Genomic DNA, 24,532 nt, shown 5'->3' on the forward strand with positions numbered 1-24,532 from the left:
ACCCCGCGGCGCGCCCACCTGCGGCGACGCTCCAACCAGCGCAGGACCCGGAACCTCCAAGTACTACCTAATCGAAAAAACAGGTACCAGCTACGCATTCACCGGGGACCGGAGGCCCATTAGGTTTTTTCACAGAGACAAGACCTTCAGGCTCTCGGTACTTGGCTCACTAGGGGGGTGTGAGACCGGCAATGCATCGTTCACCACACATAGGCCGCGCAGGCTTCCCGGTCCATCGGACCCGGGTGATAGGCGGGGCCGGCGACGAGGAGTCCTTCGAGACCAAGGACTCTCCCCCAGCCGTCGCCGGCCCTCTTGCCCGTCCGCTCTCCCGGAGGGGCAATACACCGCTGCCCGAGGAGGGCAGCCATGAGCACGCAAACCCACAGAACACGGCTCTCCTGCTGGACCTGGTCAATGGCGCCCGGACCCTGGCAGACTCCCTGGACCTGCTGGTGGCGGCATCGGCCGCGCACGTGGTCAGGACCGCCGGCATCGACGTCGGCTGCGGCCTGGTGCTTCACCAGCCCAAACGCGGTCCCGCCGTCACCGGCACCACCGACGAGGTAGTCACCCTGCTGGAGTGGGAACGGGAAACGGCCGAAGGACCGGTGACCGACGTCATGGCAGGCGGCCACCCCGTGGCCGTCCTCCAAAGGAACGGGGACTTCCGCTGGCGCCACTATTCCAGCCAACTGCAGGCGGCCGGCTTCGGCAGCGCCCTCGCGGTCAGGCTCCGCCTGGACGCAGAACTTCCCGCCGACGACGGGATCCCCGGCAACAGCGAACTCGGCCAGTCAAGGGCCGCCCTCGCCTTCTTCGCCCAGGAATCGAAGGCCTTCCCGCTCCAGGTCATCGCGGAGGCACGTACCTTCGCGGTGCTGGCAACCAAAAGCCTGCAGATGGCTATCAACCTGCACACTGCGCGGTCGCTGGCCACGGACCTCCGCTCGGCCCTGGACAGCCGCACGTCCATCAATGTGGCCTGCGGCGTGATCATGGCCCAGAACAGGTGCTCCTACCAGGAGGCGTTCGCCATCCTCGCCAAGGCGTCAAGCCACCGGAACATCAAGGTGCGCAAGGTGGCCGAGGACATCCTGGAGCGGCTTCCGGAAGGTGCTCCGCACTCACACTTCGGCCGCTGACCCGCTGCCGGTCCAGCCTGGTTTGCGGGTGCGCCCGCGGGCCCGGATCAGGATGTGAGGGTGCCCCGGGCAATACTGATGGTGGAGTGGGCCGGGTTGCCGTCCATGGGCTCGTCCGATACATCCACCACCGGGTACTGGGACAGGTCAAGTCCGGCAGGCACCGGGAACGTTCCTGATGTGGAGTTCATGACGCCCAGGCTGACCAGCTTGGAAAGGTCCGGCGCGATCAGCCACACCTCCTGGTAACCCTTGGCTTCATCCTTGTCCAGGCTGACCTCCAGGCTGCGGGAACCATCCTTGGCCTCCACCACTTTGGCCGATCCCGCCGCGGAGTGCTGCGGCAGCGGGGTCAGCTGGGTTGCCGCCAGCTCCTGGGGCTGGGGCGGGCGGTTGAAGGCCCAGACGGCGCCGAAAACCACCAGGACAGCAGCTGCCGCCGTTGCCAGCCACGTTCCGGGGCGCTGCCACGCGCCCCTCGTCCGGGCACTGTCCGTTCCGGCACCCCCTGCCCGGGTTCGCCTTGTCCGGCTGCCGCTTGTTTTGTCACCGAGAGGGACAACGTTCGACGTCGGCACGTCCCCGGGTGCGGGCGTGCCGGCAGGCGGTGCGGCACCTCCGTCAGCCCCGCGACGTTCAGCCCCGCGTTCCCCTGAAACGTCTTCCACAGGCCCGGGTTCCGCCGGCACCCCCGCCGCAAGCGGGTCCTCCCGGACGTAATCGCCCAAGCCCAGTTCGCGGTGGATTCCGGCCCAGACCTGGGGCCCGGGCACGGAGAGCAGGCTGGTGTCCGGCGTCGTCTTCACCGCGTCCACCGCCCGCCGCAGGGCGGCGTAGTCGGCGGCGCACTGGGGGCAGGCCAGGAGGTGCTCCCGGCCGCCCGGGTCGTCCCAGTCGTCGTACAGCGCCAGGAGGCTCAACTGTTCCGGATCAAGATGCGGCATGGTCTACCTCCAATCTGCTTCTCAGGTGCGTCAGGCTGCGGCGGATGTGGCTCTTGACGGTACCAAGGGGAAGGTCCAGTTTCCGCGAAATCTGTTCGTGCGTCAGGTCCTCGTAGAAGGCAAGCTTCATGATGGACCCCTGGGGCTCACCCAGTCTTTCCAATTCACCGTCCAGGAGCAGCCGGTCCGCCAGCGTTTCCGCGGCCTGCATTCCCGCCCCGGCGTCCCCGGCCATGCCGGCGCCCGCGGCGGCGTAGGCTTTGCGCGCTTCGCGGGCGGATGACTGCTGCGCATCCGCGATGGCATTGCGCGTGATGCCAACAATCCATGCCGGGAGCCGGGCCACCTGCGGGTTGAAGGTGCTCCGGGAGCGCCATACCCGGATGAAGACCTCCTGGGTCACGTCGTCCGCCGCCGCGCGGTCCGCGAGGGAGCGGAGGGCCAGCGTATGCACCAGCGGCGCGAACTCGCGGTAGGCCGCCGCCAGTGCGTGCTCATCGCCGGACAGGAAAGAGTCGGTGAGCCCGTCATCCCATCCAGGGGACGCGCGGCCGGGGAGGGTCACGGGCGGCTCCCTCCCGGCTTCGGCGACGAGATACATGGCTGGCCACCGGCTGTGCAGGAACTGGTTCATGCGGGGACCGGTTCAGGCAGGGACTGCGGTGACAATCACATTGTCGCTGTAGTCCATCCGCTCGTCCAGCCATTTGCCGCCGCAGGTGACCAGCTTGAGTTCATGGGGCCCTGACCGCCTGAAAAGGGACGCGCCGTCGAACCTGTCCTTGGCCATCAGCTCCACGCCCACCACCCGGTAGCTGAGGGAGGGGGCGCCGTCCCTTCCCACGCGGATAATGGTTCCCGCCGGGAGCGACTTCAGGGCGGAGAAGGGCGCGCGGTCCGAGGTGGTGTCGATATGTCCGGCGATGACGGCGGCGCCTTCGGCCGCCCCGGGGGCGGGGCCGAACCTGTACCAGGCGGCACGGTCGAACACGTCCGGGATCTCCATCGCTGCTGCGGTGGACACTCCCCCGGGCACCACCGGCATATCAATGGCCGTGCCGGCCACGGTGAGCGACGTGGGTACCGGGGCTGGAGCGTTCACCGGCAGGGTGGCTGGCCGGAGCGGGATGTCCCCCGGCCGCGTGCTGCCAGGACTGGAAGGGTTTGGGGTGGAGGCGGCGGCGCTGGAAGGGGCGGTCGCCTGCGGCAGCAGGGAAGCCGGCGGTGCCTGCCCGGAATTGGACGGGCCGGCGGAACCGCAGCCGGAGAGAACCAGCACTCCAGCCACCAGCGCTGCTGCCGCACCCCTTGAGGCAGGCCGACTGCGGGACCGGCCTTCCGGCGTCGTAAGTGCGTTCATGACTGGCCTCCTTCCAAAGAAGACATCGGTTGGGGAACAAAGGGGGCCCGCGCAGGGGCCCGACCGCGGGTGTGCGGACGGGCCCCTGCACTGATGGTCCTGCAGCCGGGCGGCTACAGTTCGGCCCGCCGGGCGCGGACGGCGCGGCCTACGCCCACCGCCCCGGCCAGCAGGGCCAGCGCTGCCAGGCCGAACCCGGCGGTGGCAACTGCGGGACCCGCCCCGCCGGTCTTTGCGGAACCGTCAAGGGCGCCGGGCACCGAGGCCGGAGCGGTGTGCAGGCCCTCGATGGTCTGAACGGCCAGCTTCAGGTTCTGGTCCGCCAGGCTGCCCCAGGCGTAGACAATGGTGTGCGTCCCTTCGGCCACCGTGACATCCGCCGGGCCGATCACGGGGGTGGTGGTGCCGGCGGCGGCAACTGCGGCCGGGACCGTGCCGGGATCCAGGGTCAGGGTTTGTTCATTCGGGTTGGCCAGGTTGGTGACGACGGCGGTGCCGCCGGCCAGGACATCGACGGCGGGTGCGGCGGCGGCATGCCGGACGGTCAGTTTGCCCTTGCCGGCCTCGATCCGGGAGACGTCATTGGTGAACAGGCTTGCCGTGGGCTTGCCGTCTGCGCCGAGGTGGGCGGCTGCTGTGTAGTTTCCGTTGGCGGCCAGGGTGACGCTGACGGGACCGATGGCGGGGGCGGACGCGTCGGGTGCGTCGGCTGCCGTGATGGCAATTTCGTAGGTGCCCGCGGGAAGGGCCAGCGGACCGGCGAGGGTTCCCGGGGTGAAATCGTCCAGCGTCCGGTCGCCGTTGACCCAGACGTCCACGGTGAGTCCGGGAACGCCGTGCAGCACTGAGAGCTGGGCGTCTCCCTCTGCTGCGTTGGCGGGGCCGGCCAGGGCGATTGCGGCTGCAATGACTGCCGCCCCGGCACCTGCGGTAAAGATTGTGTTGCGCATGTCCATCTCCTTGAACGGCCCGGCTGCCGGGCGTTTTTGCTGACACCCCTACTACCGGCGCAGGCCCGGATTTGGATGCAGATTCATGGAGATTTTTTAACTTTTCTTCCGTCGGGGTTTAGGCCGCCCCTCCAGGCACCCCGTGAGCCTCTAACCGGACGCCGGGGCGGCGGTGCTGGCGCGGAGGACAAGCTGCGGCGGCACCACCGTGGAGCTCACCGCGGCACCTGACTCAATTTCAGCGAGCATGATGTCCATGCAGCGGCGCCCCAGTTCCTCGAAGTCCTGGCGTACGGTTGTCAGCGGCGGCGTGAAGTAGCCCGCTTCGGGCTGGTCGTCGAAGCCCACCACGGAGACGTCGTCGGGCACCCTGACGCCCGCCTCGGTGAACGCGCGCAGGAGGCCCAGGGCCATCTGGTCGTTCCCCACAAAGATGGCCGTGGCCGTGAGTCCGGACGCCAGCCGGCGGCCGATTGCATAGCCGCTCCCCGCACTCCAGTCCCCTTCCACCAGGAGTGATTCGTCCAGCCCTGCCTCCCGAAGCACCGCGCGCCAGCCCTCCGCGCGCTCGGCACCGTCCGTCCAGTCGGGAGGGCCGGCGATATGCCCGATCCGCAGGTGGCCCTCCTTGACCAGATGTTCGACGGCGAGCCTGGCGCCCGCGCGCTGGTCCACCATGGCCCCGCTGACGGAGGCGCTGCCGGCGGAGCCCACGGCCACCACGGGCACCGGAAGGTTCAGCTGCTCCAGCACGGCCAGGGTGTCCGCGTGCGGGACCAGTACCGCAATCCCGTCCACGGCCTGGTCCATGAAGTGGCCCACCGCGTCGGCGATGGCGTCCCTGCTCACTTCCCGCAACGCCGCGATGCTGACAAAGTAGCCGGCGTTGCGGGCCGCATGTTCCACCCCCAGCAGGGTGTTGGCGGGCCCGTACTGGGAGAGTTCACTGGCCAGCACGCCGATGGTCTGCGAGCGCCGCGTGACCAGGCTCCGGGCCGCGGTGTTGCGGCGGTACCCCAGCTCGGCAATGGCTGCCTCCACCTTTTCCCGGGTCGCCTTGCTCACGTTGGGGTGGTTGTTCACCACGCGGGAGACGGTCTGGTGGGAGACGCCGGCCACCTTGGCCACGTCTTCCAGGCGCGGCATCCGGCCCTTGCTGGTTTTTACCATGTGCCTATTGTGCCTGCTGCCGCCTCCGCAGCTCCCCGTGTTGCGCCCGCTGGTGCCGCGGGCTTGGGCGCCCGTGAAGAGTGCGGCTGAATCCTTGCGCGGCAGCTGACCAATGGGAAGGATGAGGGTGATCCACCGTTTGCGAAGAAGGAGCCGGCGGAATGACCAAGTACCTGATCTCGTTTCCCAGCGGCGCCATGGACATCCCCGACGGGGGCCTGCAGGAAGTAGCAGACGCCGCCCATGCCGTGGTCCAGGAGGCCAAAGACGCCGGAGTATGGGTTTTCGGGGGTGGCATTGACGAGAGTGTCCCGCCCGTCACCGTCAGCGGTGACGGATCGGTACGTGCGGGCACCTACCCCCAGACCGCGCAGATCGAGGGCGGCTACACGGTGCTGGAACTGCCCGCGTACGACGCCGCGGTGCAGTGGGCTGCGAAGATCGCGGTGGCCTGCCGCTGCCCGCAGGAGCTGCGCGCCTTCCAGTACGATCCCGCCGGCTGAACCGTGAATCCGGCAGGCCCGGTTGACCTGGCCTATCCCTTCACGGGCACCTGGCTGGTGCAGAACTCACCGGCGGACCGGGTCCCCAGCCACGGGACGCGGCTCTTTGCCACGAGCTTCGCCATCGATTTCACACCGGTGGATGCCAGCGGGCAGTCGGCGCCGCTCACCCTGGCCTCACTGTTCCGGCCCGAGCCGCCGGAACGCTTCCCAGGATTCGGCCGGGCTGTGACGGCGCCGGCGTCCGGAGTGGTGTGCGCCGCCCATGATGGGGAACCTGACCACGCAGCTTTCCGCGGCTTTCCTTCGATCGGTTATGCCGCAACCCAGGCCCGGCGCGTGCGGGAGGGGTGGCTGGGCTTGGCCGGCAACCACGTGATCATCGAGTCCAGCGGGGTGTTCATCGCGCTGTGCCATCTCAAGCGCGGGAGCGTCTGCGTCCAGCCGGGCCAGATGGTGGGGTGCGGGGAGCCGGTGGGACTGTGCGGCAACTCGGGCAACAGCACGGAACCGCACGTGCACGTGCAGGCCATGGACTCGGCAGACCCTGGACAGGCTTCCGCGGTTCCCGTCTCGTTCGCGGGCGGACTGCCGCGGAACGGGGCTGTTGTGGCTGCCTGACCGGGGCTGCTTAAAAGAAATGGGGTCCGCCTGCACGTTCGCGGCGGACCCTCGTGGTTTTGATGGGTGGGCCCTGTGGGGCTCGAACCCACGACCCACGGATTAAAAGTCCGATGCTCTACCAACTGAGCTAAAGGCCCCTGCCGGCCGGTCAAACACGCTGTGTTTTGCCCGTACGGCCCAATCCATTTCTGGACGTTAATACTCTAACCCATGGTTCCGGACACTTCGCACACGCCCCGGGCGCCGCCGTCGTACGTTTTCACCCCACGGTCCGGGCCCCTGCCGCCGTCACCGGACAAGCCCCGCGGACGCTCGATTTCCGCTGTGGCACAGGAGTAGCGTGGGGGGCATGAGCGAGCAAGCAGGAACAACTCCGTACGGCGGCAGCAACCGGCACCATAAGCCCAAGCCCTTCGCTCCGATGGACTTCGAGCCCTTCGCAGGCGGTGCCGATCCCGCCCGGGTATCAGAGGCTGCCCACCTTGCCGCGCAGGCCCTGGTCCGCCATGGCCGCGACAGCGACGATCCGGTGATCACCGAACGCCTGGTGAAGCTCGCGGACGAACAGGGCCTGGACGCCATCGCCGAGATGTGGGCGGAGAGCCCTGCCCGCTCCCTTCCCGGCGCCCTCTGGCGGCTCTACGCACTGCGTGCCGCCACCGTCCAGGACCCCGAACGCATCAGCGTCTACTTCCGCGCGGGCAGGGACACCGCCCAGGTATCCAACGTGGTGGCCGGCGCGGCTGAGCCGCCCGGCGCCGACGAAATGCGCACCATGGCGGACGCCATCCTTTCCGGCGCGTTCGACGGCGATTTCGACGTCGCGCTGGAACGTTCCGCCGCCTTCTGCCGCGTGGTGGCGCTCGGCCAGGCCACCCTCGCCGACGGCGCCGAGCATGCCAACGAGGCCCACGCCAGCAAACTGACCCGCAACTCCCACCAGCTGGTCAAGACCGCCGAGGACCTTGAACACGCGGCCAATGCGTGGCGCCTGGGCGAACTGGACTGAGGCGTCTTTTCCCCCGGCGGACCGGATTTCCGGGACGAACCAAGGCTCCGCTGTCAAGATTGACTTGGGCCGGGTGAAGTAGAAGACTGAAACCGGTGCCGAGCCGCGAAACCCCCGGGCTTCAACAATTAGCCGCCTAGAGCGGCCTACCGCCGAGAGGCGTATCCGGTTCGGCACCATTTTTCTGCCCTCTTCCAGGTGGCCGATTCAGAGGGTGCAGTTACGGGCCGGTAGAGTAAGCGTCAGTTGCGCGCCGCCGTCAAGTCACACGGCAGCAACCCCCGCCTTGATACGTCCTGGAGACCGGTAAACACGTGAAGCTGCGCCTTTTTCCACAGGAGCCCGCAGGGCTGAACCTGCTCTCACAGATGGCACAACAGATCGTGCTGGCCACCGCCACCCTGGCCGAGATCCTTGGCGTACCCGCGGACGAGAACGGCAAGCTCGTTGAGGACATGCACAACATCGAGGCCAAGTCCGCCGAACTGCATTTCGCGCTGCTGACGCACATGCGCACCAGCTTTGTGAATCCGCTGCCCCGCGAGGACATGTACGCCCTCTCCCGGTACCTCAACGAAGCCATGGAAAAGATGGACGCCGCGGCGGAGCTGGTGGCCCTCTACCGGCTGGACCGCCTCCCGAAGCGCGCCGCAGACCAGCTGGAGATCATCAGCAGGCAGGCCGAGCTGACCGTTGACGCCATGCGCAGGCTCAATGACCTGGACGACCTCGAGGACTACTGGATCGAGATCCTGCGCCTCGCCAAACGGGCAGAACGGACCCACCGCGTCTGGGTGGCGGACATGATCGCGGACATGAAGTGGGCCCAGTACTCCCGCAACCGGGACATCGCCAACCAGCTGGTGGAGGTCACCAAGGATATGCGGCGGGTGGCCACCCAGGTAGGCAGCATCATCGTCAAGGAATCCTGACGTGACCGCAGTCATCTTCGGCGCGGTGGTCCTGCTGGCCGCGGCGTTTGCCTTCCTGAACGGTTTCCGCGACGCGTCCACCTCGGTGGCCCTGGCCGTGCGGAACCGGGCCCTCACCCCCAGCGTCGGCGTGCTCCTCGCCGCGTTCTTCAACTTTGTCGGCGCCCTCCTGAGCGCCCTGCTCGCCGTCGCCGTCAGCCGGACCTGGATCAACCTTCCGTCCGGCACCGACGGCCTGGCCATCCTGGTGGCGGGCCTGGCCAGCGCCTGCGCCTGGGGCGTGCTGATGTGGTGGCGCGGCATCCCCGCCTCCTCCACCCACGCCCTGGTGGGCGGGCTCGCCGGCGCAGGCCTCGCCAGCCTGGCGATCGGAGGCCCGGGAGTGGCAGGCGTGGACCAGTCGCTCCTGTTCCAGGTGGTCCTGCCGCTGGTGCTGTCCCCGCTCGTGGCCTACAGCGGCTCCTTCCTCCTGGTGTATCCGGCCACATGGGTGGCCCGCTACACCCAGCCCAACGTGGTGAACCAGCGCTTCCGCCGGGGCCAGGCTGTTGCAGCCGGCGCGGTGGCCTTTGGCCACGGCCTGCAGGACGGGCAGCGCGTCAGCGCGGTACTGCTGCTGGCCCTGCTGGCAGGAGGCTATTCCGACGGCGGGATCCCCACCTGGGTTGCGGCGCTGTCCGCAGTGATGATGACCGCCGGGACGCTCTTCGGGGGATGGCGGATCTCCCACACCATTGGATACAAGATCACCAGGATCGATCCCCTTCGTGGATCCGTGGCCCAGACCTTCAGCGCGCTGATGCTCTTCGTGGGGGCCATCGGGCTGCACTGGCCGCTTTCCACTACCCACACCGTCACGGCAGGGGCCCTCGGCGCCGGGGAAAACCAGCACTTTTCGGTCACCAACCGGAAACTGGTCATCCGGATCCTGTGGCTCTGGGGGCTGACCCCGCTGGCGACGTGCGCCCTGGGCTTCGTGCTTGCGCTGGCCCTCTCCCCCATTTCCGCCTAGGCAGGCCCACCGGGGGCGGCGCTGCCCTGTACAGGGAATCCGCCGTGACGTAGATTCGAGAGTGCGCCCCCGGTCAACGGTGCCGGGGACCGGCGTCCGCGCCGTGTGCAGGGCTGCGGACCAGGTGCCGCTGCAGCCACCCGGCGGCTTGGATGCACAACGCGGAAAAGAGCAGGCGCCATGTCCCACTCCTATTCCCGGCGCCACCTTCCACAGCCCCGGCAACCCCAGTGCGAGGCCTGCGGAACCGAGCACCAGCTGACCATCCACGCCATCACTGCCATCGGCGCTGCCGGCGGGGACCTGGTCACAGTGTCCTACACCTGCAACGACTGCGACCTGTTCCAGGAACACACGGCCTACGCCACCGACGTCGCGGCCGCACTGAACCAGGTCCGCTGGATGGCCCAGGTGGTCCTCTTCGGGGACGACTACATCCACTGCGGCTTCCCCATGGAGGAGGCGGAGTTCGAGGTTGAGCGGCTCTGCTACCGCAGCAACAGGTCAGGCAGCGGGCTCAACGCCGTATCCCTGCCCACCCGGGTCCTGCGCTGCCACTGCGGGTTCCAGCTGGAGGTCCCGGAATAGGCACCGCGCACCCTTACCGCGCGCTGCACTGTGACGGGCAGGCGCAATGATGGCCCGGCTCGATGTGCAGGAGCCGTCCCTGCGCATCGAACCGGGCCATCGTTGGGCACGGCGTGCTTTGCGGGTTTGCTAGAGCTCCAGGGCCACAGGGCTGACGACGGCGGCGGCCATCAGGACGGTGGAGAGCTCCTCCGGGGTGAGGTTGGCGGCGGTGCACAGTTCGCCGTCCGCCACTCCGGCAGCGGAGGCCTTGCGGACAGCCTGCCGCAGGGACTCCTGGGCCGTGTCCAGTTCCCACTGCATGCTTTCGAGGCGTGAGCTGGTGCGCCAGACCTCGGCCAGGACGTCCTCTTCCTCGATGGCTTCCTCAACGCCGGCCGCGGCCAGGGCGAGGTGCGGTTCGAGCTCCGGCGCCAGCGGACCGGCAGCCAGGGGTCCCGCCAGTCCCGCCGCAGCCGCGAAAGCCTGCGCCGGTTCGACAGCGTCCTGGACTGCGTCCACCCCGGGTACGGAAACAGTAAGCTGGGGGCCCAGGGGTTCACTGGCCGTCTGCGTCATGGCAAAACTCCTTAAGCGGGCTTACTACTAGTTCCGAAAGTATCTCGATTAGCGTACTAAACGCGTCAGTAGATCGCCAACGGGAACAGCGGCTTACCCGAAGCGTCCGGAGACGTAGTCTTCCGTGGCCTTCTGTACGGGGTTGCTGAAGATGGTGTGGGTGTCGCCGTACTCGATCAGCTTGCCCGGCTTGCCGGTGCCTGCAATGTTGAAGAAGGCGGTCTTGTCGGATACGCGCGCGGCCTGCTGCATGTTGTGGGTAACGATCACCACGGTGTACTGGTCCTTGAGCTCGTTGATGAGGTCCTCAATGGCCAGGGTGGAAATCGGGTCCAGGGCGGAACAGGGCTCATCCATGAGGATCACCTGCGGCTCCACGGCAATGGCGCGGGCGATGCAGAGGCGCTGCTGCTGGCCGCCCGAGAGGCCGGAACCGGGCTTCTCCAGCCGGTCCTTGACCTCGTTCCAGAGGTTGGCGCCCTTGAGGGAGCGTTCCACCAGGACATCTGCCTCGCCCTTGGAGATCTTCTTGTTGTTCAGCTTCACGCCCGCCAGAACGTTGTCCCGGATGGACATCGTGGGGAACGGGTTGGGCCGCTGGAAGACCATGCCGATCTGCGAGCGCACGGTTACGGGGTCCACGCCGGGGCCGTAAAGGTTGTCGCCGTCCAGCAGGACCTCGCCCTCAACGCGCGCGCCGGGGATGACCTCGTGCATGCGGTTCAGGGTGCGGAGGAAGGTGGACTTTCCGCAGCCGGAGGGGCCGATGAACGCGGTCACGGACTTGGCCTCGATGTTGATGCTGACGTCCTCAACGGCGAGGAAGTCGCCGTAGTACACGTTCAGGTCCTTGACGTCGATGCGCTTAGACATGGTGTTCCTTCACTTACTGGGTATGGATTGAAGTCTAGGATCCGCCGCGGTATGGCGGAAGGAGGGCCTGGTTACCGGCCGGTTTTGGGGGCGAAGATCCTGGCGATCAGGCGTGCCACCAGGTTCAGGACCATCACCAGGATGATCAGGACCAGGGCCGCACCCCAGGCCCGCTGGGAGGACGGGTCCGGGTTGGACGGCGAGGTGGGATTGAGGATCTGGGTGTAGATGAACGTGGGCAGCGAGGCCATCCAGCCGCCGAACACGTTGGAGTTGATGCTGGTGGCAAAGCCGGCGGTGACCAAAATGGGCGCCGTCTCGCCGATGACCCTGGCGATCGCCAGGGTGACGCCGGACGCGATGCCGGAGATCGCCGTCGGGATAACCACCTTGAGGATGGTCCGCCACTTGCGGACGCCCAGGGCGTAGGCGGCCTCGCGGAGCTCGTTGGGGACGATCTTGAGCATTTCCTCGCTGGAGCGGACCACCACGGGGATCATCAGCACGGACAGCGCGACGGCGGCCACCGCACCGGTCTTGGTGCCCGGGCCCACCACCACGAAGAAGAACGCGGCAGCGAACAGGCCGGCCACGATGGAGGGGATGCCGGTCATGACGTCCACAAAGAACGTGATGGCCTTGGCCAGGCGGCCGTCGTTGCCATACTCCACCAGGTAGATGGCCGTGAGCAGCCCCACGGGGACGGAGATTACGGTGGCCAGCAGCGTGATCTGCACGGTGCCCAGGAGGGCGTGGTAGATGCCGCCCATCACCGGGCCGCCGCTTTCCACGGCCTTGTTGTCGAACGCGCCCGTAACGCCGTTCATGGAGGTGGTGAGGAACCCGGGGTCGATGAGGCCGGGGATGCCGTTGATCAGCACGGTCCAGATCACCGAAACCAGGGGCAGCAGCGCCACCAGGAACGAGCCGACCACCAGGCAAGTGGCCAGCTTGTCCTTGGCCTTGCGGGAGCCTTCCACCGCGGCGCTCCAGGACACCAGGCCCACGGCGAACAGGATCGCGGAGACCAGGCCCCAGCCGAACGGGTTGAAGCCGATCAGGGCAAGGATCGCAGCGCCGACGATCAGGGCTCCACCGAGCACCGCGTAGGGTGCGTACTTGGGCAGCTGGCCCTTGGTGAGCGCCGACCGCTTGCTGCGGACGGGGGTAAGCGTGGAGGTCATTTAGTTGGCTCCCGAGAATTCTTTGTGCCGGGTGATAACCCAGCGCGCGATCATGTTCACGGCCAGGGTGATGACGAACAGCACCAGGCCGGCGGCGATCAGCGTGCTGACCTTGAGGCCGCTGGCTTCGGGGAAGTTCAGGGCGATCTCGGCGGCGATGGTCTGGTTGCCGGACTGGATCAGGCTGGCGGTCAGGGCACCGGAGGAGAGCACCAGGGCAACGGCCATGGTCTCACCCAGGGCGCGGCCCAGGCCCAGCATGATGGCGCTGATGATGCCGGGGCGGGCGAAGGGCAGCACGGCCATCTTGATCATTTCCCAGCGGGTGGCACCGAGTGCCAGCGCAGCTTCCTCATGCAGCTTGGGGGTCTGCAGGAAGATCTCGCGGGACAGCGAGGTGATGATGGGCAGGACCATGACCGCCAGGACGATGCCGGCGGTGAGGATGGTCTTGCCGGTGGTGGAGGCCGGGCCCTGGAAGATGGGGAGCCAGCCCATGTTGGTTGCGAGCCAGCCGTATGCCGGCGCGATCTCCTTGGCAAGGAAAGCGGCACCCCAGGCGCCGTAGACAACGGAGGGGATGGCGGCGAGCAGGTCCACCACGTAGCCGAGGCTGGAGGCCAGGCGGCGGGGTGCGAAGTGGGAGATGAACAGCGCCACGCCGATGGCGACGGGTGTGGCGATCACCAGCGCAATGGCGGCGGCGATGAGCGTGCCGATCACGATGGGCCAGATGTAGGCGAAGAAGCCCTGGCCGCCCTGGATCTTGTCTGCGGGCGCGGTCAGCGCGGGGATTGCCTGGACTACCAGGAAAAGCGCGACGCCGAAAAGGACGGCGAGGATCAGGCACCCGGCTGCCAGCGTGGCGCCGGAGAAGACTTTGTCCCCGGCGCGCCCGGCGCCCTGGGTACTGGTCAGGGAGGTGGCGGTCATTCGACGGCCCTTCGATTCGTAGCTGGATTAAGGATGCGGCGCAAAGCCAAGTTCCCCGCACTGCCGTCCGGCAGGCGGGGAACCCGGTTTTACAGCGTTGGCTAGGACTTGACCTTGATCGAGTCGATGGCCTTGGCGGCCTTGGCTGCGAGGTCCGAGGACAGCGGGGCGGACTTGGCCGACTCTGCTGCCGCCTTCTGGCCCTCTGCGGAAACTACGTAGTGCTCGAAGGCCTTGACCAGGTCAACGGTCTCCTGCTTGTCGTAGGTGGTGCACAGGACGTGGAAGGACACCAGGACGATCGGGTAGGCGCCCGCGATGGTGGTCTTGCGGTCCAGCTTGATGGAGAGATCGTTGGCGGCGCGGCCTTCAACGGGCTTGCCGGCGTCCACTGCCTTGGCAGCAGCATCGGCGGAGATCTTGGTGAAGGAGTCGCCCACCTTGATCTGGGCAACGCCCAGCTTGCCGCTGACGGCGGAGTCGTCGGCGTAGGTCACGGCACCGGGGGTGTCCGTGACGGTCTTGACCACGCCGGAGGTGCCCTTGGCGTTTTCGCCCTGCAGGCTGGCGGGCCACACACCGGCGGCCTTGTCGGTCCAGACGTCGGAAGCGGCGGCAGCCAGGTAGTCAGTGAAGTTCTGCGTGGTGCCCGAGTCGTCGGAGCGGTTCACCGGGGTGACCTTCAGGTCGGGCAGCGAGACGCCGGCGTTCAGGGCGGCGATGGCGGGGTCGTTCCACTTGGCGATCTGGCCACGGAAGATCTTGGCCACGGTGGTGGCGTCCAGCTTCAGGTCGGTGACGCCGGGAACGTTGAAGGCCACGGCGATCGGGGAGATGTAGACGGGGACGTTGATGGCGCCGTCGGGGCCGCAGACGGACTTGGACGAGGCGTATTCCTCATCCTTCAGGTAGGCGTCCGAGCCGGCGAACTGTGCCGAGCCGTCCAGGATGGCCTTGCGGCCTGCGCCGGAGCCGTCCGGGGAGTACTGCACGCTGGCGCCGGAGTTGGCGGAGGCGAAGTTCGTCTTCCAGGCGTCCATGGCGGCGCCCTGGGCGGAGGAACCGATGCCGGTGAGCGTACCGGTCACCTTGGTGCCGCCGGCGGACTGGGAGCCGGCAGGGGCGGTGCCCGTGGCGTTGTCTGAACCGCAGGCGGAGAGCGCGAGTGCGCCGGCTGCGATAACAGCGATAGCCGCGTGGCGGCCGAAGCGGAGTGCCTTCACTAGATGTACCCCTTCCAGGGTTATTCAGGTGCGGGACAGGGACGGAGAACCCTGCTGCGCGATGCGTACGTTTTGTACCTTCAAGAAAGTTAAGGGCCGCAGGTAACGGGATGGGCTGTCCAAAGTGAACGGAGGATTAACGACGGCGGGATATTGGCTGACAAATGCCGGGTCACCATTGCGCAGATCACATGCGCAGTCGTAGTGCACCTGCGCCGGGCAGTGGATCGGCACTGAATAGACTTGGACCCATGGCCATCCCAGCAGGACTCTCAGCGACCAGGCGGTTCCTGCGCAGCCGGATCCGGACCGGGTTGATCCGAAGCCGCAACTCCTTTGTGCCCGCCATCCAGATGACCGTGTGCGCGGTGGGCGCCTATGCGTTCGCCGAGTACGTCCTGGGCCACTCCGGCCCCCTGTTCGCTGCCACCTCGTCGCTGATCGCCCTTGGGTTTTCCCGGGAGCCGCGGCTGCGGCGCGTGATGGAAGTGGGCCTGGGCTGCACCATCGGCATTGCTGTCGGTGACCTGCTCCTGCACTGGCTGGGCGGCGATATCTGGGTGGCCGCCGTCGTGCTCCTCTTCTCGATCCTGCTGGCCCGCTTCCTGGACAGCGGGAATATCTTCACCACCCAGCTGGCGCTTCAGTCGCTGCTGGTGGTCTTGCTCCCGGCACCGTCCGGGGGCCCGTTCACCCGGAGCATCGATGCCGTGGTGGGCGGCATGTGCGCCCTGCTGGTGACCATCCTGGTGCCCAAGGACCCCCGACAGGAGCCGCGCCGGGATGTGCAGAAACTGCTGCATGAGCTGGCGGAGGTGCTGCGGGAATGTGCCGGGGCGCTGGCCAACAGTGATTCCACCCAGGCCTGGCATGCGCTGATCCGCGGCCGGAACTGCCAGCCGCTGGTGGATGCCATGCGCCAGTCCCTCCGGGCGTCCGGCGAGGTGGCCACCCTGGCGCCCGCCTACCGGCGGCACCGCGATGAACTGGACCGGCTGAAGCAGTCGCTGGATTTCATCGACCTCGCCCTGAGGAACAGCCGCGTGTTTGCGCGGCGGTTGACCAGCGCCATCAACCACACGGCGCTCTCCGACGAGGCGACGGACAGCATCGCGGGAGTGCTGCAGGAGACAGCTGCCGCCATTGACGAGCTTTCCCTGGGCCTTGCGGAGACGCACGAGGGCGTCCGCCGCGCCCACTTGCGCACTGCCCGGCGGGACCTGAGCGAGATCGCCCTTCGCCTGCATCCCAAGCTGCTGGAGGTGACGCGACTGGAGGGCGAAACCGTGGTCATGCTGTTCCGGCCGCTGATGGTGGACCTGCTGGAAGCCACCGGCATGGATGCGGCCGAGGCCAGGGACGTGCTGCCCGCATTGTAGTGTTGGTGCCCGCCGTTAGGGTTGGACGCATGGCAACAAAGACTTCCCGGGCGTCCAAGGCGCCCGCGTACAAATGCGCCGAGTGCGGCTGGACCACGGCCAAGTGGGTGGGCCGCTGCGGCGAGTGCCAGGCGTGGGGCACGGTGGAGGAAACGGGCACTGCCGTGGCACGGACGACGGCGGCCACGACAGTCGCGGAGCCCGCGCGCCGGATTGCCGACGTCGATGCCACCACGGCGGCTTTCCTGCCCACCGGCGTGGACGAACTGGACCGGGTGTTGGGCGGCGGCCTGGTTCCGGGCGCCGTCATCCTGCTGGCCGGCGAACCCGGCGTCGGCAAATCCACGCTGCTGCTGGACGTCGCTGCCAAGTTCGCCCGCACCGCCCAGGACGTCCTCTATGTCACTGGCGAGGAATCGGCCGCCCAGGTCAAACTGCGGGCCGAACGGATCGACGCCGTCGCCGAATCCCTGTACCTGTCCGCGGAGACGGACCTCGGCCAGGCCCTGGGCCAGGTGGAGAAGATCGAGCCGCGGCTGCTGATCGTGGACTCGGTGCAGACGCTCAGCAGCGCCGATGTTGACGGCAGCGCGGGCGGCGTGTCGCAGGTCCGCGAGGTGGCCGCCTCCATCATCGCGGCCGCCAAGCGGCGGAACATGACCACCCTGCTGGTGGGGCACGTTACCAAGGACGGTTCCATTGCCGGACCCCGCCTGCTGGAGCACCTGGTGGATGTGGTGTGCCAGTTCGAGGGCGAGCGGCACTCCCGGCTGCGGCTGCTCCGCGCCGTGAAGAACCGGTACGGGCCCACCGACGACGTTGGCTGCTTCGACCTCAATGAGAACGGCATCGAGGGACTGGCCGATCCCAGCGGGCTGTTCGTCAGCCGCACCAAGGACCCGGTTTCCGGGACCTGCATCACCGTCACCATGGAGGGGCGCCGCCCGCTGCTGGCGGAAGTGCAGTCGCTGCTCGCCGAAAGCCCCAACTCGCAGCCCCGCCGCGCCACCAGCGGCCTGGACAGTTCACGCGTGTCCATGCTGTTGGCCGTGCTGCAGCAGCGCGCAGGGACCATGCTGCACAAGGATGATTCCTACGTTGCCACCGTGGGCGGGGTGAAGCTCAGTGAACCGGCCACGGACCTAGCGGTGGCCCTTGCCGTGGCCTCGGCCAAGGCCCGCAAGCCATTGCCCATCCGGCTTATTGCTTTCGGCGAGGTGGGGCTGGCAGGCGAGGTCCGGCCCGTACCGGGCATCAACCAGCGCATCCAGGAAGCCCACCGGCTGGGATTCACCCACGCCGTGGTTCCGGCCAGCCACACCGGGCCCGGTCCCGTGCCGGCGGGATTCTCGGTGCGTGAAGTGGAGCACCTCACGGAGGCGCTCAGCCTCCTGATTGGCTAGCAGCCTGCTTCCGGGGGCCGGGTGCGGGGGCAGCGGGCAGAGCACTGGTTCCCGGCGGGTACTCTAAGTCCAGAACCTTCTCGCAGACGGAGGCTTACATTTCTGTGCTGGGGGCAGCGTGGTAATCGGGGAAAAGCAGGGCACCGCCAGTGCGGTGAACCATGAACGCAGGGCGCAGGTACAGCCGGTGGTGTCCGACCGACTAGATGGCCTGTTGGCGGGCCTTAGTCCCCGTATGCGGGTGGTCGCCAGTCAATCGCCGGTCACGTTGGCCATGGTCCTCGTGGTGGTTGCCACGGCCGTCTTCAGCCCAGAGACATTCAACAGCAAGCTCTTTATGGCAGCCCTGCTGTTCCATCTTGCAATCGCCGCCTTGTGTGTGGCCACGCCCTGGGCCCGGATCCCGGCGGCGACGTTTGCCGTGATCCCGCTGATGGATTGCATCGCCATCGGGCTCACCCGGCAGGCGGGTGGACCTACCTTCAGCGTGCTGAGCGTAATGCTGGTATTTCCCGTCATCTGGCTCTCTGCCCAGGTCCGGCCGTACACGCCGGCCCTGGCCATTGCTGGGACGGTCCTCAGCATCGTTGTTCCCGCTGCCGTGCAGGGCTCGTCCCCGGCCGGGGGATCCATGATCCGCACCCTCATCCTTCCCCTGGTCATGTCTGTCATCGCGGTGACCGCCCACGTGGTGGCCACCACCATCCGCCGCCATCGCGTCAGGCTTGTTGAAAACGAACAGGATCTGGCCCGCACGCTGGCGGAAAGCGTCCGCCGGCAGGCCCTGCTTGATGCAGTGCTGAAGGCCGTTGGGGTGGGCGTCTGGGTGGTGGACACCCGGGGCCACACCGTGCTGGCCAACAGGGCGATGCGCACGGACCCCGCCCTCGGCGGCGTGATGGGCCCTGCCGAAGGGCCGGGCACGCTGATGCTGGCGGACCGCTGTACACCGGTGCCGTCAGGCCTGCTTCCCGCAGCCCGGGCCGCAGCCGGCGATGCCTTCACGGACGAGTTGTATTGGGCCGGCCCCGCAGACCGCCAGCGGGCCTACTCCGTGAGCTCGCACGGTTTCCCTCCCGCAGGCGGCCAGGAAGGTGGTGCCGTCATCACCTTTGTGGACGTCACCACCCTGGTCAGCGCGCTGGCGGCCAAGGACGACTTCGTTGCCACGGTCTCGCACGAGCTGCGGACACCGCTCACGTCCATCCTGGGCTACCTGGAACTGGTCCTGGACGAACCCGGGCATGAGGACATCCGGGAGGAGCTTTTGGTGGTGCGCCGGAACTCGGAACACCTGCTGAGCCTGGTCAATGACCTGATCGCTGTGGCATCCGAGCGGATGGACCTGTCGCTGGAGGAAACGGACCTGGCCCGGCTGCTGGCGCTGGAGGTGGATGCCGCACTCCCCAAGGCCGCCGGCAACGGGCTGCAGCTGGTCCTTGACGTGGAGCAGCCGCTGCCGGCAAGGGTGGATCCGGAGCGAATCGGCCAGGTGGTCAGGAACCTGCTCTCGAACGCCATCAAGTACTCCCCCAGCGGCGGCCTCATCACTGCCGGGGCCGTCAGGACCGATGTGGGCCTGGTCTGTTCCGTCACCGATACGGGCGTGGGAATGACCGAGGAAGAGCAGGAACAGGCATTCACCAAGTTCTTCCGCTCGGCCCGGTCGCGGGAAACGGCCATCCCGGGCGCGGGCCTGGGGTTGCCCGTCAGCAAGACCATCGTTGAAGGCCACGGTGGATCCATCAGCCTGGACAGTGAGCCCGGCGTGGGCACCACTGCGACCTTCATCCTGCCGTTACGCTGACAGCTCCGGGCAGTCAGGAAGCGGCGCCGGCCAGCCAGCTGGAGACGTCGCTGCGCAGCACCAGCAGCGGGCCGCCGGTGGCGCTCACATTGCCGTTGGCAACGTAGTACCCGCGGCCCGACCCCGTTCCCCCGGCCGCGCGGTCCAGGGCATCCACCAGATGCCGCGGCAGGTGGCCCTGGGGACCAAGGCTGCGGAGTTCTTCCACTTCTTCCGGGCTGAGCCGTCCCAAAACCTCAGCAATGTTGGCCATGAGTGCTCCTTTCGAGCGGAGTGCCTGGCAGGGTGCCTGAAGGAATAACCTAGAGCAGCGCCGTGAACTCCACGTTAACGGCGGACGGCAACTGCACTTCCTGACGATCCGGAGACCCAATGCCCATTCGAAGCGCAGGCATCCTGCTGTACCGGCAGGCCCCGGCCACCCCCGGCGGCGTCCCGGACGGGCTGCAGGTATGGATAGCCCACATGGGCGGTCCGTTTTGGGTACGCAAGGACACGCACGCCTGGTCCATTCCCAAGGGTGAGTACGCCGACGGCGAGGACCCGCTGGCTGCTGCACTGCGGGAGTTCGCAGAGGAGATGGGGACTGCGGCCCCGGAGGCTGAGTACCGGGTGCTCGGCGAGTTCCGGCAGTCCTCGGGAAAGCTCATCACCGCCTACGCGGCACAGGCTGAGTTCGCCCCGGAGGCGATCAACAGCAACACTTTTCCGCTGGAATGGCCCAAGGGGTCCGGCAAAATCCAGCACTACCCCGAGATCGACGACGCCCGCTGGTTCCCTGAGCAGGAGGCCCGGCTCAAACTCGTCAAGGGCCAGCTGCCCATCCTCGATGCACTGGTTGAGGACATGGCGGCCAGCTAGACCCCCGCTTAACGCGCTGCTGCATCGGCGTTCCAGCGTTTGGCTACGCGCCGGTGAGGACCAGAGCCACGCTGTGCCCGCCGAAGCCGAACGCATTCACCAGTCCCGCCTGGGCATACCCGGGCGGAAGCTGGTGGGTGTTTTCGGTGACGACGTTGAGGTCCACTTCCGGGTCCAGTGCCTCCACGTTCAGCGTCCCGGGAAGGTGGCCGGTGCGGAGGGCTTCGAGGACCACGACGGCGGCCAGCGCGCCGGCGCCGCCCAGCAGGTGGCCGGTGTGCCCCTTCGTGGACGTCACCGGTACGGAGGCGCCGAAGACGGCATTGATCGCCTGGCCTTCCAGCCGGTCACCCACGGGGGTGGACGTGGCGTGGGCGTGGACAAACCCAATCGCCGCCGGTTCCATCCCGGCCGAGTCCAGCGCCTTCTGCATGACGCGGCGCTGCATCGCAGGATCTGCCGCCACGATGTCGTTGGCATCGGAGGTCACCGCTCCCCCGGCGACGGCACCAAGGATGACGGCGCCGCGGGCACGGGCGTGCTCTTCGCTCTCCAGTACCACCACCGCGGCTCCCTCGGCGAGCACAAACCCGTCCCGGCCGCCGTCGAACGGGCGCGCGGCCCGCTGCGGGTCATCCGAACGGGTGGACAGTGCACGGATCTGCGCGAAGCCGCTGATCACCAGGTCATTGACGGAGGCATCGACGCCGCCGGCAATAACGACGTCGGCGGCACCGGAGCGGATCAGCTCGGCTGCCTGGACAATCGCCTCAGCCCCGGAGGCGCAGGCGCTGACCGGCGTCCGTGCGCCGCCGCGGGCGCCAAGGTCGATGGAGACCCAGGCGGCGGGACCGTTGGCCATCAGCCGGGTGAGGGTGTGCGGGGAAACCTTCCGCGGCCCGGACTGGTTCAGCGTGCGGTCCTGCTCGATGGTGGAACCCAGGCCGCCGTATGCGGAACCGATCACCACCGCGAACCGCTCGGGGTCAACGTCGGGGCTCCCGGCCTGCGTCCACGCCTCACGGGCAGCGACCAGGGCGAGCTGGCCGCAACGGTCCATCCGCTTGATTTCGCGGGTGCTGAGGTGCTCCGAAAGGTCGGCAGTAATTTGCCCGGCAATTTTGACCGGCAGCTGCTCCGCCCAGTCCTGGTGCAGGGCGGTGATCCCGGAGCGCCCCTCAAGCAGGGCCTCCCAGGTCTCCTTGACCGTGGTGCCGAGCGGGTTGATGGTGCCGGCACCGGTGACGACGGCGCGGGGTGCAGGAGTGTTCACGGATGCCTTACTTCGCCGGGTTGTGCGTGCCGATGGGCACGAGTGTCAGGTCCGGATGGTTCTTCTCGATCCGCCGGAGCGCCCAGACGTCGTTGAACAAGGCGAGGTATTCGCCGTCGGACCGCAAAAGCACCTCCGCACCCGGTACGTTGGCCAGCGCGGGCATGGCGTCCGCCGTCGAAATCCTGGCCAGCGAGTAGGGCAGGCGTTCCAGGCGCATGGGGGCGCTGAAGTCGTGGGCCATGCGGTCCTCCACCACTTCGAACTGCATGGGCCCGACGGCGGCGAGCACCGGCGCCTGGTCGCCGCGGACGTCGGAGCGGAGCACCTGGATGACGCCCTCGTGCTCAAGCTGCTCGATGCCGCGGCGGAACTGCTTGAACTTGCTGGGGTCCTTGGACCGGGCCACCTGGAAGTGCTCGGGGGCGAACAGCGGGATGGCCGGGTATTCCACCGGTTCTTCAAGGAACAGGCTGTCGCCTACGCGCAGTGATGACGCGTTGACCAGCCCCACCACGTCGCCGGGATACGCCTCGTCGATGACTTCGCGTTCCCGGCCGAACACCTGCTGTGCGTACTTGGTGGCGAAGGACTTGCCGGTGCGGGTCTGGGTGACCACCATGCCGCGCTCGAAGACGCCTGAGCAGACCCGGATGAAGGCCACGTGGTCGCGGTGCGCCTTGTTCATGCCGGCCTGCACCTTGAAGACGAAGCCGGAAAACGGCGACTCAACCGGGCGGGCCGCACCGTCCACGTCGGGGCGCGGGGACGCCGGCGGAGCGAAGTCCACCAGGGCGTCCAGCAGCTCCTTGACGCCGAAGTTCAGTGCGGCGGAGCTGAACAGGATGGGGGTGGCCTTTCCCGCGTGGAAGGCTTCAACGTCGAACTCGAGGTTGGACTCGATCACCAGGCCTGCCTCGTCCACGGCGTCGGACCAGTTGCTGCCCTGGCTCTCGGCGGCTTCCTCCGGCGTGAAGTATTCGGTGATGGCGATCTGCGCGCCGGCGTTGTTGCGCTGGAACCGGGCGAAGCGGTCATTCCGCAGGTCCCACACGCCCCGGAAGTCGCCGGAGATACCCACGGCCCAGGTCAGCGGCATGGGCTGCAGTCCGGTGCGTTCGGTGATCTCATCCATCAGCGCCAGGGCGTCCAGGCCCGGCCGGTCCCACTTGTTGATGACCGTGATGATGGGCAGGTTGCGCTGCTTGCAGACCTCGAAGAGCTTCATGGTCTGGGTTTCCAGGCCCTTGGCGGCGTCCACCAGCATCACGGCACAGTCCACGGCTGCGAGCACGCGGTAGGTGTCCTCGGAGAAGTCGGCGTGGCCGGGGGTGTCCAGGAGGTTGATGACAGTGTCCCGGTAGGAGAACTGCAGGGCTGCGGAGCTGATGGAGATGCCGCGGTCCTTCTCCATCTGCATCCAGTCCGAGACCGTTTCCTTCCGGTTGGCCTTGCCGCTGGAGGCACCCGCGGTGCCGATCACCTTTGCGTGCAGGGCCAGCGCCTCGGTGAGCGTGGACTTACCGGCGTCCGGGTGGGAGATGACGGCGAAGGTCCTGCGGCGGCCCGCCTGCTTGTGAATCTCGGAGATCCGGGCGGGGGTCAGGACATCTTGGGACACGGTGCTACTTTCGCTGCGGTTGTGGCTGCCCAGGGGCCATTCGGGTTCTGCGCTGCGACTCGAGGGCGGGGAATCAGGATTGGCAAACGGCCAAAGTACAAGTTTATCGCAGGGCGGCAAACCGGCATGGGCTGCGCTTAACGCAGGCGAAACCGGCCGTTCAAAGCCGCGAAATGCCGGACGATTAGCTTAGGCGCATGATGCATGGCGCCACTTTCTCCGGGAACCTTTTCTTTGATCCGCTGGCCACCAACCTGGCCGCCGGCCCGGCTGGTGCGGGCGCGCAGGGGCCCGGCGGAGCCATTCCCTCCGCCCCGCTGCGGAAACGGGGCGTCCAGACGGCGGCGGAACACAAGGCGCTGCGGGCCGCGTCCCTCTCGAAAGTCAGCAGGGATCTGGAGCGGATGCTCAGGGAGCGCAGGCGCTGAAACACCCCGCGGCCGCGGCCCGGCTTTCCCGGCGCGCACACCACGTCGCGGAAAGGGGCAGCGGGTAACGGCATGATGTGCTTATGCGCAGCATCGAACTGGTCTTTGATGACCGCACGGACGCCCTTATCAGGGCCGACTGGGCGCGCCTCGAAGCCGCCGGCCTGCCCAGCCTGGCAGCGCACACCTCACCCAGCAACAGTCCACACATCACGCTTGCCGCAGGAGCGGACCTGCAGGCCGGCCAGGAAGGACCCTGGCAGGCGCTTCCCCTGGACATGATCCTTTCCGGCGCCATCATCTTTCCCGCCGGAGCCGGCAGGTACGTGCTGGCCCGGTCTGTCCTGTTGGCCGCTCCCCTGCTGGATCTGCACCGCCACCTGCACCAAGGGCTTGCAGGTGCACTGCCGCTCACCCTGCCGGGGGCATGGACGCCGCACGTCACCATCTCCCGCCGCATCCCCGGCCATCAACTCGGGACGGCCATGGACCTGCTGGACCTTCGCGTGGAGGGCCGCTGTACGGCAGCCCGGCTGTGGGACAGCAGCACCAAAACGGTCACGCTCCTGGCAGGGGCTGCCTGAGCCGGGCGGCAGGAACCGCGGCTGAACGGAGCGAAAGTGCCTGCCCCGCATGACATCCAGGGGGCACTTTTACGGCCTGTCCGGTTACCCCCTAATGGGGCACTTTGGGGCTTGCCCGTGCGGAACTTGGGCTTCTTACCCCTATCATTGAGCTTGCGGGAATCAGAG

Annotated in this window: 26 protein-coding genes and 1 tRNA gene; 13 read left to right on the forward strand and 14 right to left on the reverse strand. The window is 67.6% G+C overall.

Annotated elements, in window-relative coordinates; genetic code table 11:
- Positions 1-245 precede the first annotated feature (245 nt).
- Positions 246-1,145: an ANTAR domain-containing response regulator gene (locus AB0280_RS10105; protein ID WP_366367152.1), complete on the forward strand. Its 900-nt coding sequence runs from the start codon at positions 246-248 to the stop codon at positions 1,143-1,145.
- 47 nt (positions 1,146-1,192) lie between these two features.
- Here AB0280_RS10105 and AB0280_RS10110 read toward each other — a convergent pair whose 3' ends face one another.
- From AB0280_RS10110 to AB0280_RS10130, 5 genes are all read right to left on the reverse strand, one after another.
- Complete coding sequence (locus tag AB0280_RS10110) at positions 1,193-2,089, reverse strand: anti-sigma factor (RefSeq protein WP_366367153.1); 897 nt, start codon at positions 2,087-2,089, stop codon at positions 1,193-1,195.
- On the reverse strand, positions 2,076-2,690 hold the full coding sequence (locus tag AB0280_RS10115) for an RNA polymerase sigma factor (RefSeq protein WP_425328597.1): 615 nt from the start codon (positions 2,688-2,690) through the stop codon (positions 2,076-2,078). The genes AB0280_RS10110 and AB0280_RS10115 overlap by 14 nt, the downstream gene beginning before the upstream one ends.
- A gap of 45 nt (positions 2,691-2,735) precedes the next feature.
- Complete coding sequence (locus AB0280_RS10120) at positions 2,736-3,449, reverse strand: class F sortase (RefSeq protein WP_364398684.1); 714 nt, start codon at positions 3,447-3,449, stop codon at positions 2,736-2,738.
- A 113-nt stretch (positions 3,450-3,562) separates the two neighbouring features.
- Positions 3,563-4,399, reverse strand: coding sequence for a DUF4397 domain-containing protein (locus tag AB0280_RS10125; RefSeq protein ID WP_159634222.1), 837 nt, complete (start codon positions 4,397-4,399; stop codon positions 3,563-3,565).
- A gap of 150 nt (positions 4,400-4,549) precedes the next feature.
- Positions 4,550-5,569: a LacI family DNA-binding transcriptional regulator gene (locus tag AB0280_RS10130; RefSeq protein ID WP_159634225.1), complete on the reverse strand. Its 1,020-nt coding sequence runs from the start codon at positions 5,567-5,569 to the stop codon at positions 4,550-4,552.
- A gap of 161 nt (positions 5,570-5,730) precedes the next feature.
- Between AB0280_RS10130 and AB0280_RS10135 the strand changes: the two genes are divergently transcribed.
- A complete protein-coding gene (locus AB0280_RS10135) occupies positions 5,731-6,072 on the forward strand; it encodes a YciI family protein (RefSeq protein WP_307492799.1) in 342 nt (113 codons plus the stop codon).
- Positions 6,073-6,075: 3 nt separating this feature from the next.
- Positions 6,076-6,693, forward strand: coding sequence for a M23 family metallopeptidase (locus AB0280_RS10140; protein WP_366367157.1), 618 nt, complete (start codon positions 6,076-6,078; stop codon positions 6,691-6,693).
- Positions 6,694-6,760: 67 nt separating this feature from the next.
- Here the strand turns inward: AB0280_RS10140 and AB0280_RS10145 are convergent.
- A tRNA-Lys gene (locus AB0280_RS10145) sits at positions 6,761-6,833 on the reverse strand.
- 212 nt (positions 6,834-7,045) lie between these two features.
- On the opposite strand from AB0280_RS10145, the gene AB0280_RS10150 reads away from it, so the two are divergent.
- From AB0280_RS10150 to AB0280_RS10165, 4 genes are all read left to right on the forward strand, one after another.
- Positions 7,046-7,705 carry a hypothetical protein gene (locus AB0280_RS10150; protein WP_159634234.1) on the forward strand — a complete coding sequence of 220 codons (660 nt, stop codon included), beginning with the start codon at positions 7,046-7,048 and terminating at the stop codon, positions 7,703-7,705.
- Positions 7,706-8,019: 314 nt separating this feature from the next.
- Complete coding sequence (locus AB0280_RS10155; RefSeq protein WP_366367159.1) at positions 8,020-8,637, forward strand: DUF47 domain-containing protein; 618 nt, start codon at positions 8,020-8,022, stop codon at positions 8,635-8,637.
- A 1-nt stretch (position 8,638) separates the two neighbouring features.
- Complete coding sequence (locus tag AB0280_RS10160) at positions 8,639-9,649, forward strand: inorganic phosphate transporter (protein WP_366367161.1); 1,011 nt, start codon at positions 8,639-8,641, stop codon at positions 9,647-9,649.
- A gap of 180 nt (positions 9,650-9,829) precedes the next feature.
- Complete coding sequence (locus AB0280_RS10165) at positions 9,830-10,237, forward strand: hypothetical protein (RefSeq protein WP_224024287.1); 408 nt, start codon at positions 9,830-9,832, stop codon at positions 10,235-10,237.
- A 129-nt stretch (positions 10,238-10,366) separates the two neighbouring features.
- Here AB0280_RS10165 and AB0280_RS10170 read toward each other — a convergent pair whose 3' ends face one another.
- The 5 genes from AB0280_RS10170 to pstS form a co-directional block, all read right to left on the reverse strand.
- Positions 10,367-10,795, reverse strand: coding sequence for a hypothetical protein (locus AB0280_RS10170; protein ID WP_224024285.1), 429 nt, complete (start codon positions 10,793-10,795; stop codon positions 10,367-10,369).
- Between the two features lie 93 nt (positions 10,796-10,888).
- Positions 10,889-11,668 carry a phosphate ABC transporter ATP-binding protein PstB gene (pstB, locus tag AB0280_RS10175; RefSeq protein ID WP_018763202.1) on the reverse strand — a complete coding sequence of 260 codons (780 nt, stop codon included), beginning with the start codon at positions 11,666-11,668 and terminating at the stop codon, positions 10,889-10,891.
- A gap of 71 nt (positions 11,669-11,739) precedes the next feature.
- Positions 11,740-12,852 (reverse strand): phosphate ABC transporter permease PstA, encoded by a 1,113-nt coding sequence (gene pstA / locus AB0280_RS10180; protein ID WP_159634246.1) that lies wholly within the window; start codon positions 12,850-12,852, stop codon positions 11,740-11,742.
- On the reverse strand, positions 12,853-13,785 hold the full coding sequence (gene pstC, locus AB0280_RS10185; protein ID WP_366367164.1) for a phosphate ABC transporter permease subunit PstC: 933 nt from the start codon (positions 13,783-13,785) through the stop codon (positions 12,853-12,855). It abuts the gene before it with no gap.
- Positions 13,786-13,886: 101 nt separating this feature from the next.
- Positions 13,887-15,008 (reverse strand): phosphate ABC transporter substrate-binding protein PstS, encoded by a 1,122-nt coding sequence (gene pstS, locus AB0280_RS10190; protein ID WP_366367165.1) that lies wholly within the window; start codon positions 15,006-15,008, stop codon positions 13,887-13,889.
- A gap of 251 nt (positions 15,009-15,259) precedes the next feature.
- Between pstS and AB0280_RS10195 the strand changes: the two genes are divergently transcribed.
- The 3 genes from AB0280_RS10195 (at position 15,260) to AB0280_RS10205 (ending at position 19,597) form a co-directional block, all read left to right on the forward strand.
- Positions 15,260-16,387 (forward strand): FUSC family protein, encoded by a 1,128-nt coding sequence (locus AB0280_RS10195; RefSeq protein WP_224024280.1) that lies wholly within the window; start codon positions 15,260-15,262, stop codon positions 16,385-16,387.
- Between the two features lie 29 nt (positions 16,388-16,416).
- On the forward strand, positions 16,417-17,790 hold the full coding sequence (radA, locus tag AB0280_RS10200) for a DNA repair protein RadA (protein ID WP_159634258.1): 1,374 nt from the start codon (positions 16,417-16,419) through the stop codon (positions 17,788-17,790).
- 235 nt (positions 17,791-18,025) lie between these two features.
- The gene (locus AB0280_RS10205; protein ID WP_366367168.1) at positions 18,026-19,597 is read left to right on the forward strand and encodes a HAMP domain-containing sensor histidine kinase; all 1,572 of its coding nucleotides are present in this window, start codon (positions 18,026-18,028) and stop codon (positions 19,595-19,597) included.
- Positions 19,598-19,610: 13 nt separating this feature from the next.
- Here AB0280_RS10205 and AB0280_RS10210 read toward each other — a convergent pair whose 3' ends face one another.
- Positions 19,611-19,850 (reverse strand): hypothetical protein, encoded by a 240-nt coding sequence (locus tag AB0280_RS10210; protein ID WP_366367169.1) that lies wholly within the window; start codon positions 19,848-19,850, stop codon positions 19,611-19,613.
- Between the two features lie 119 nt (positions 19,851-19,969).
- On the opposite strand from AB0280_RS10210, the gene AB0280_RS10215 reads away from it, so the two are divergent.
- Positions 19,970-20,458, forward strand: a complete 489-nt coding sequence (locus tag AB0280_RS10215; protein ID WP_366367171.1) for an NUDIX domain-containing protein — start codon at positions 19,970-19,972, stop codon at positions 20,456-20,458.
- 43 nt (positions 20,459-20,501) lie between these two features.
- Here the strand turns inward: AB0280_RS10215 and AB0280_RS10220 are convergent, their stop codons facing one another.
- Entirely contained in the window at positions 20,502-21,731 is a 1,230-nt protein-coding gene (locus AB0280_RS10220; RefSeq protein ID WP_366367173.1) for a beta-ketoacyl-[acyl-carrier-protein] synthase family protein, read from the reverse strand.
- A 7-nt stretch (positions 21,732-21,738) separates the two neighbouring features.
- Positions 21,739-23,352 (reverse strand): peptide chain release factor 3, encoded by a 1,614-nt coding sequence (locus tag AB0280_RS10225; RefSeq protein ID WP_275181936.1) that lies wholly within the window; start codon positions 23,350-23,352, stop codon positions 21,739-21,741.
- Between the two features lie 197 nt (positions 23,353-23,549).
- Between AB0280_RS10225 and AB0280_RS10230 the strand changes: the two genes are divergently transcribed.
- Complete coding sequence (locus AB0280_RS10230) at positions 23,550-23,780, forward strand: hypothetical protein (protein WP_366367174.1); 231 nt, start codon at positions 23,550-23,552, stop codon at positions 23,778-23,780.
- Between the two features lie 83 nt (positions 23,781-23,863).
- A complete protein-coding gene (locus tag AB0280_RS10235; protein ID WP_366367175.1) occupies positions 23,864-24,364 on the forward strand; it encodes a 2'-5' RNA ligase family protein in 501 nt (166 codons plus the stop codon).
- Positions 24,365-24,532 lie beyond the last annotated feature (168 nt).

It is taken from the genome of Pseudarthrobacter sp. 902506025, from assembly GCF_040702325.1.
In the GTDB taxonomy this organism is placed as follows: Bacteria; Actinomycetota; Actinomycetes; order Actinomycetales; family Micrococcaceae; genus Arthrobacter.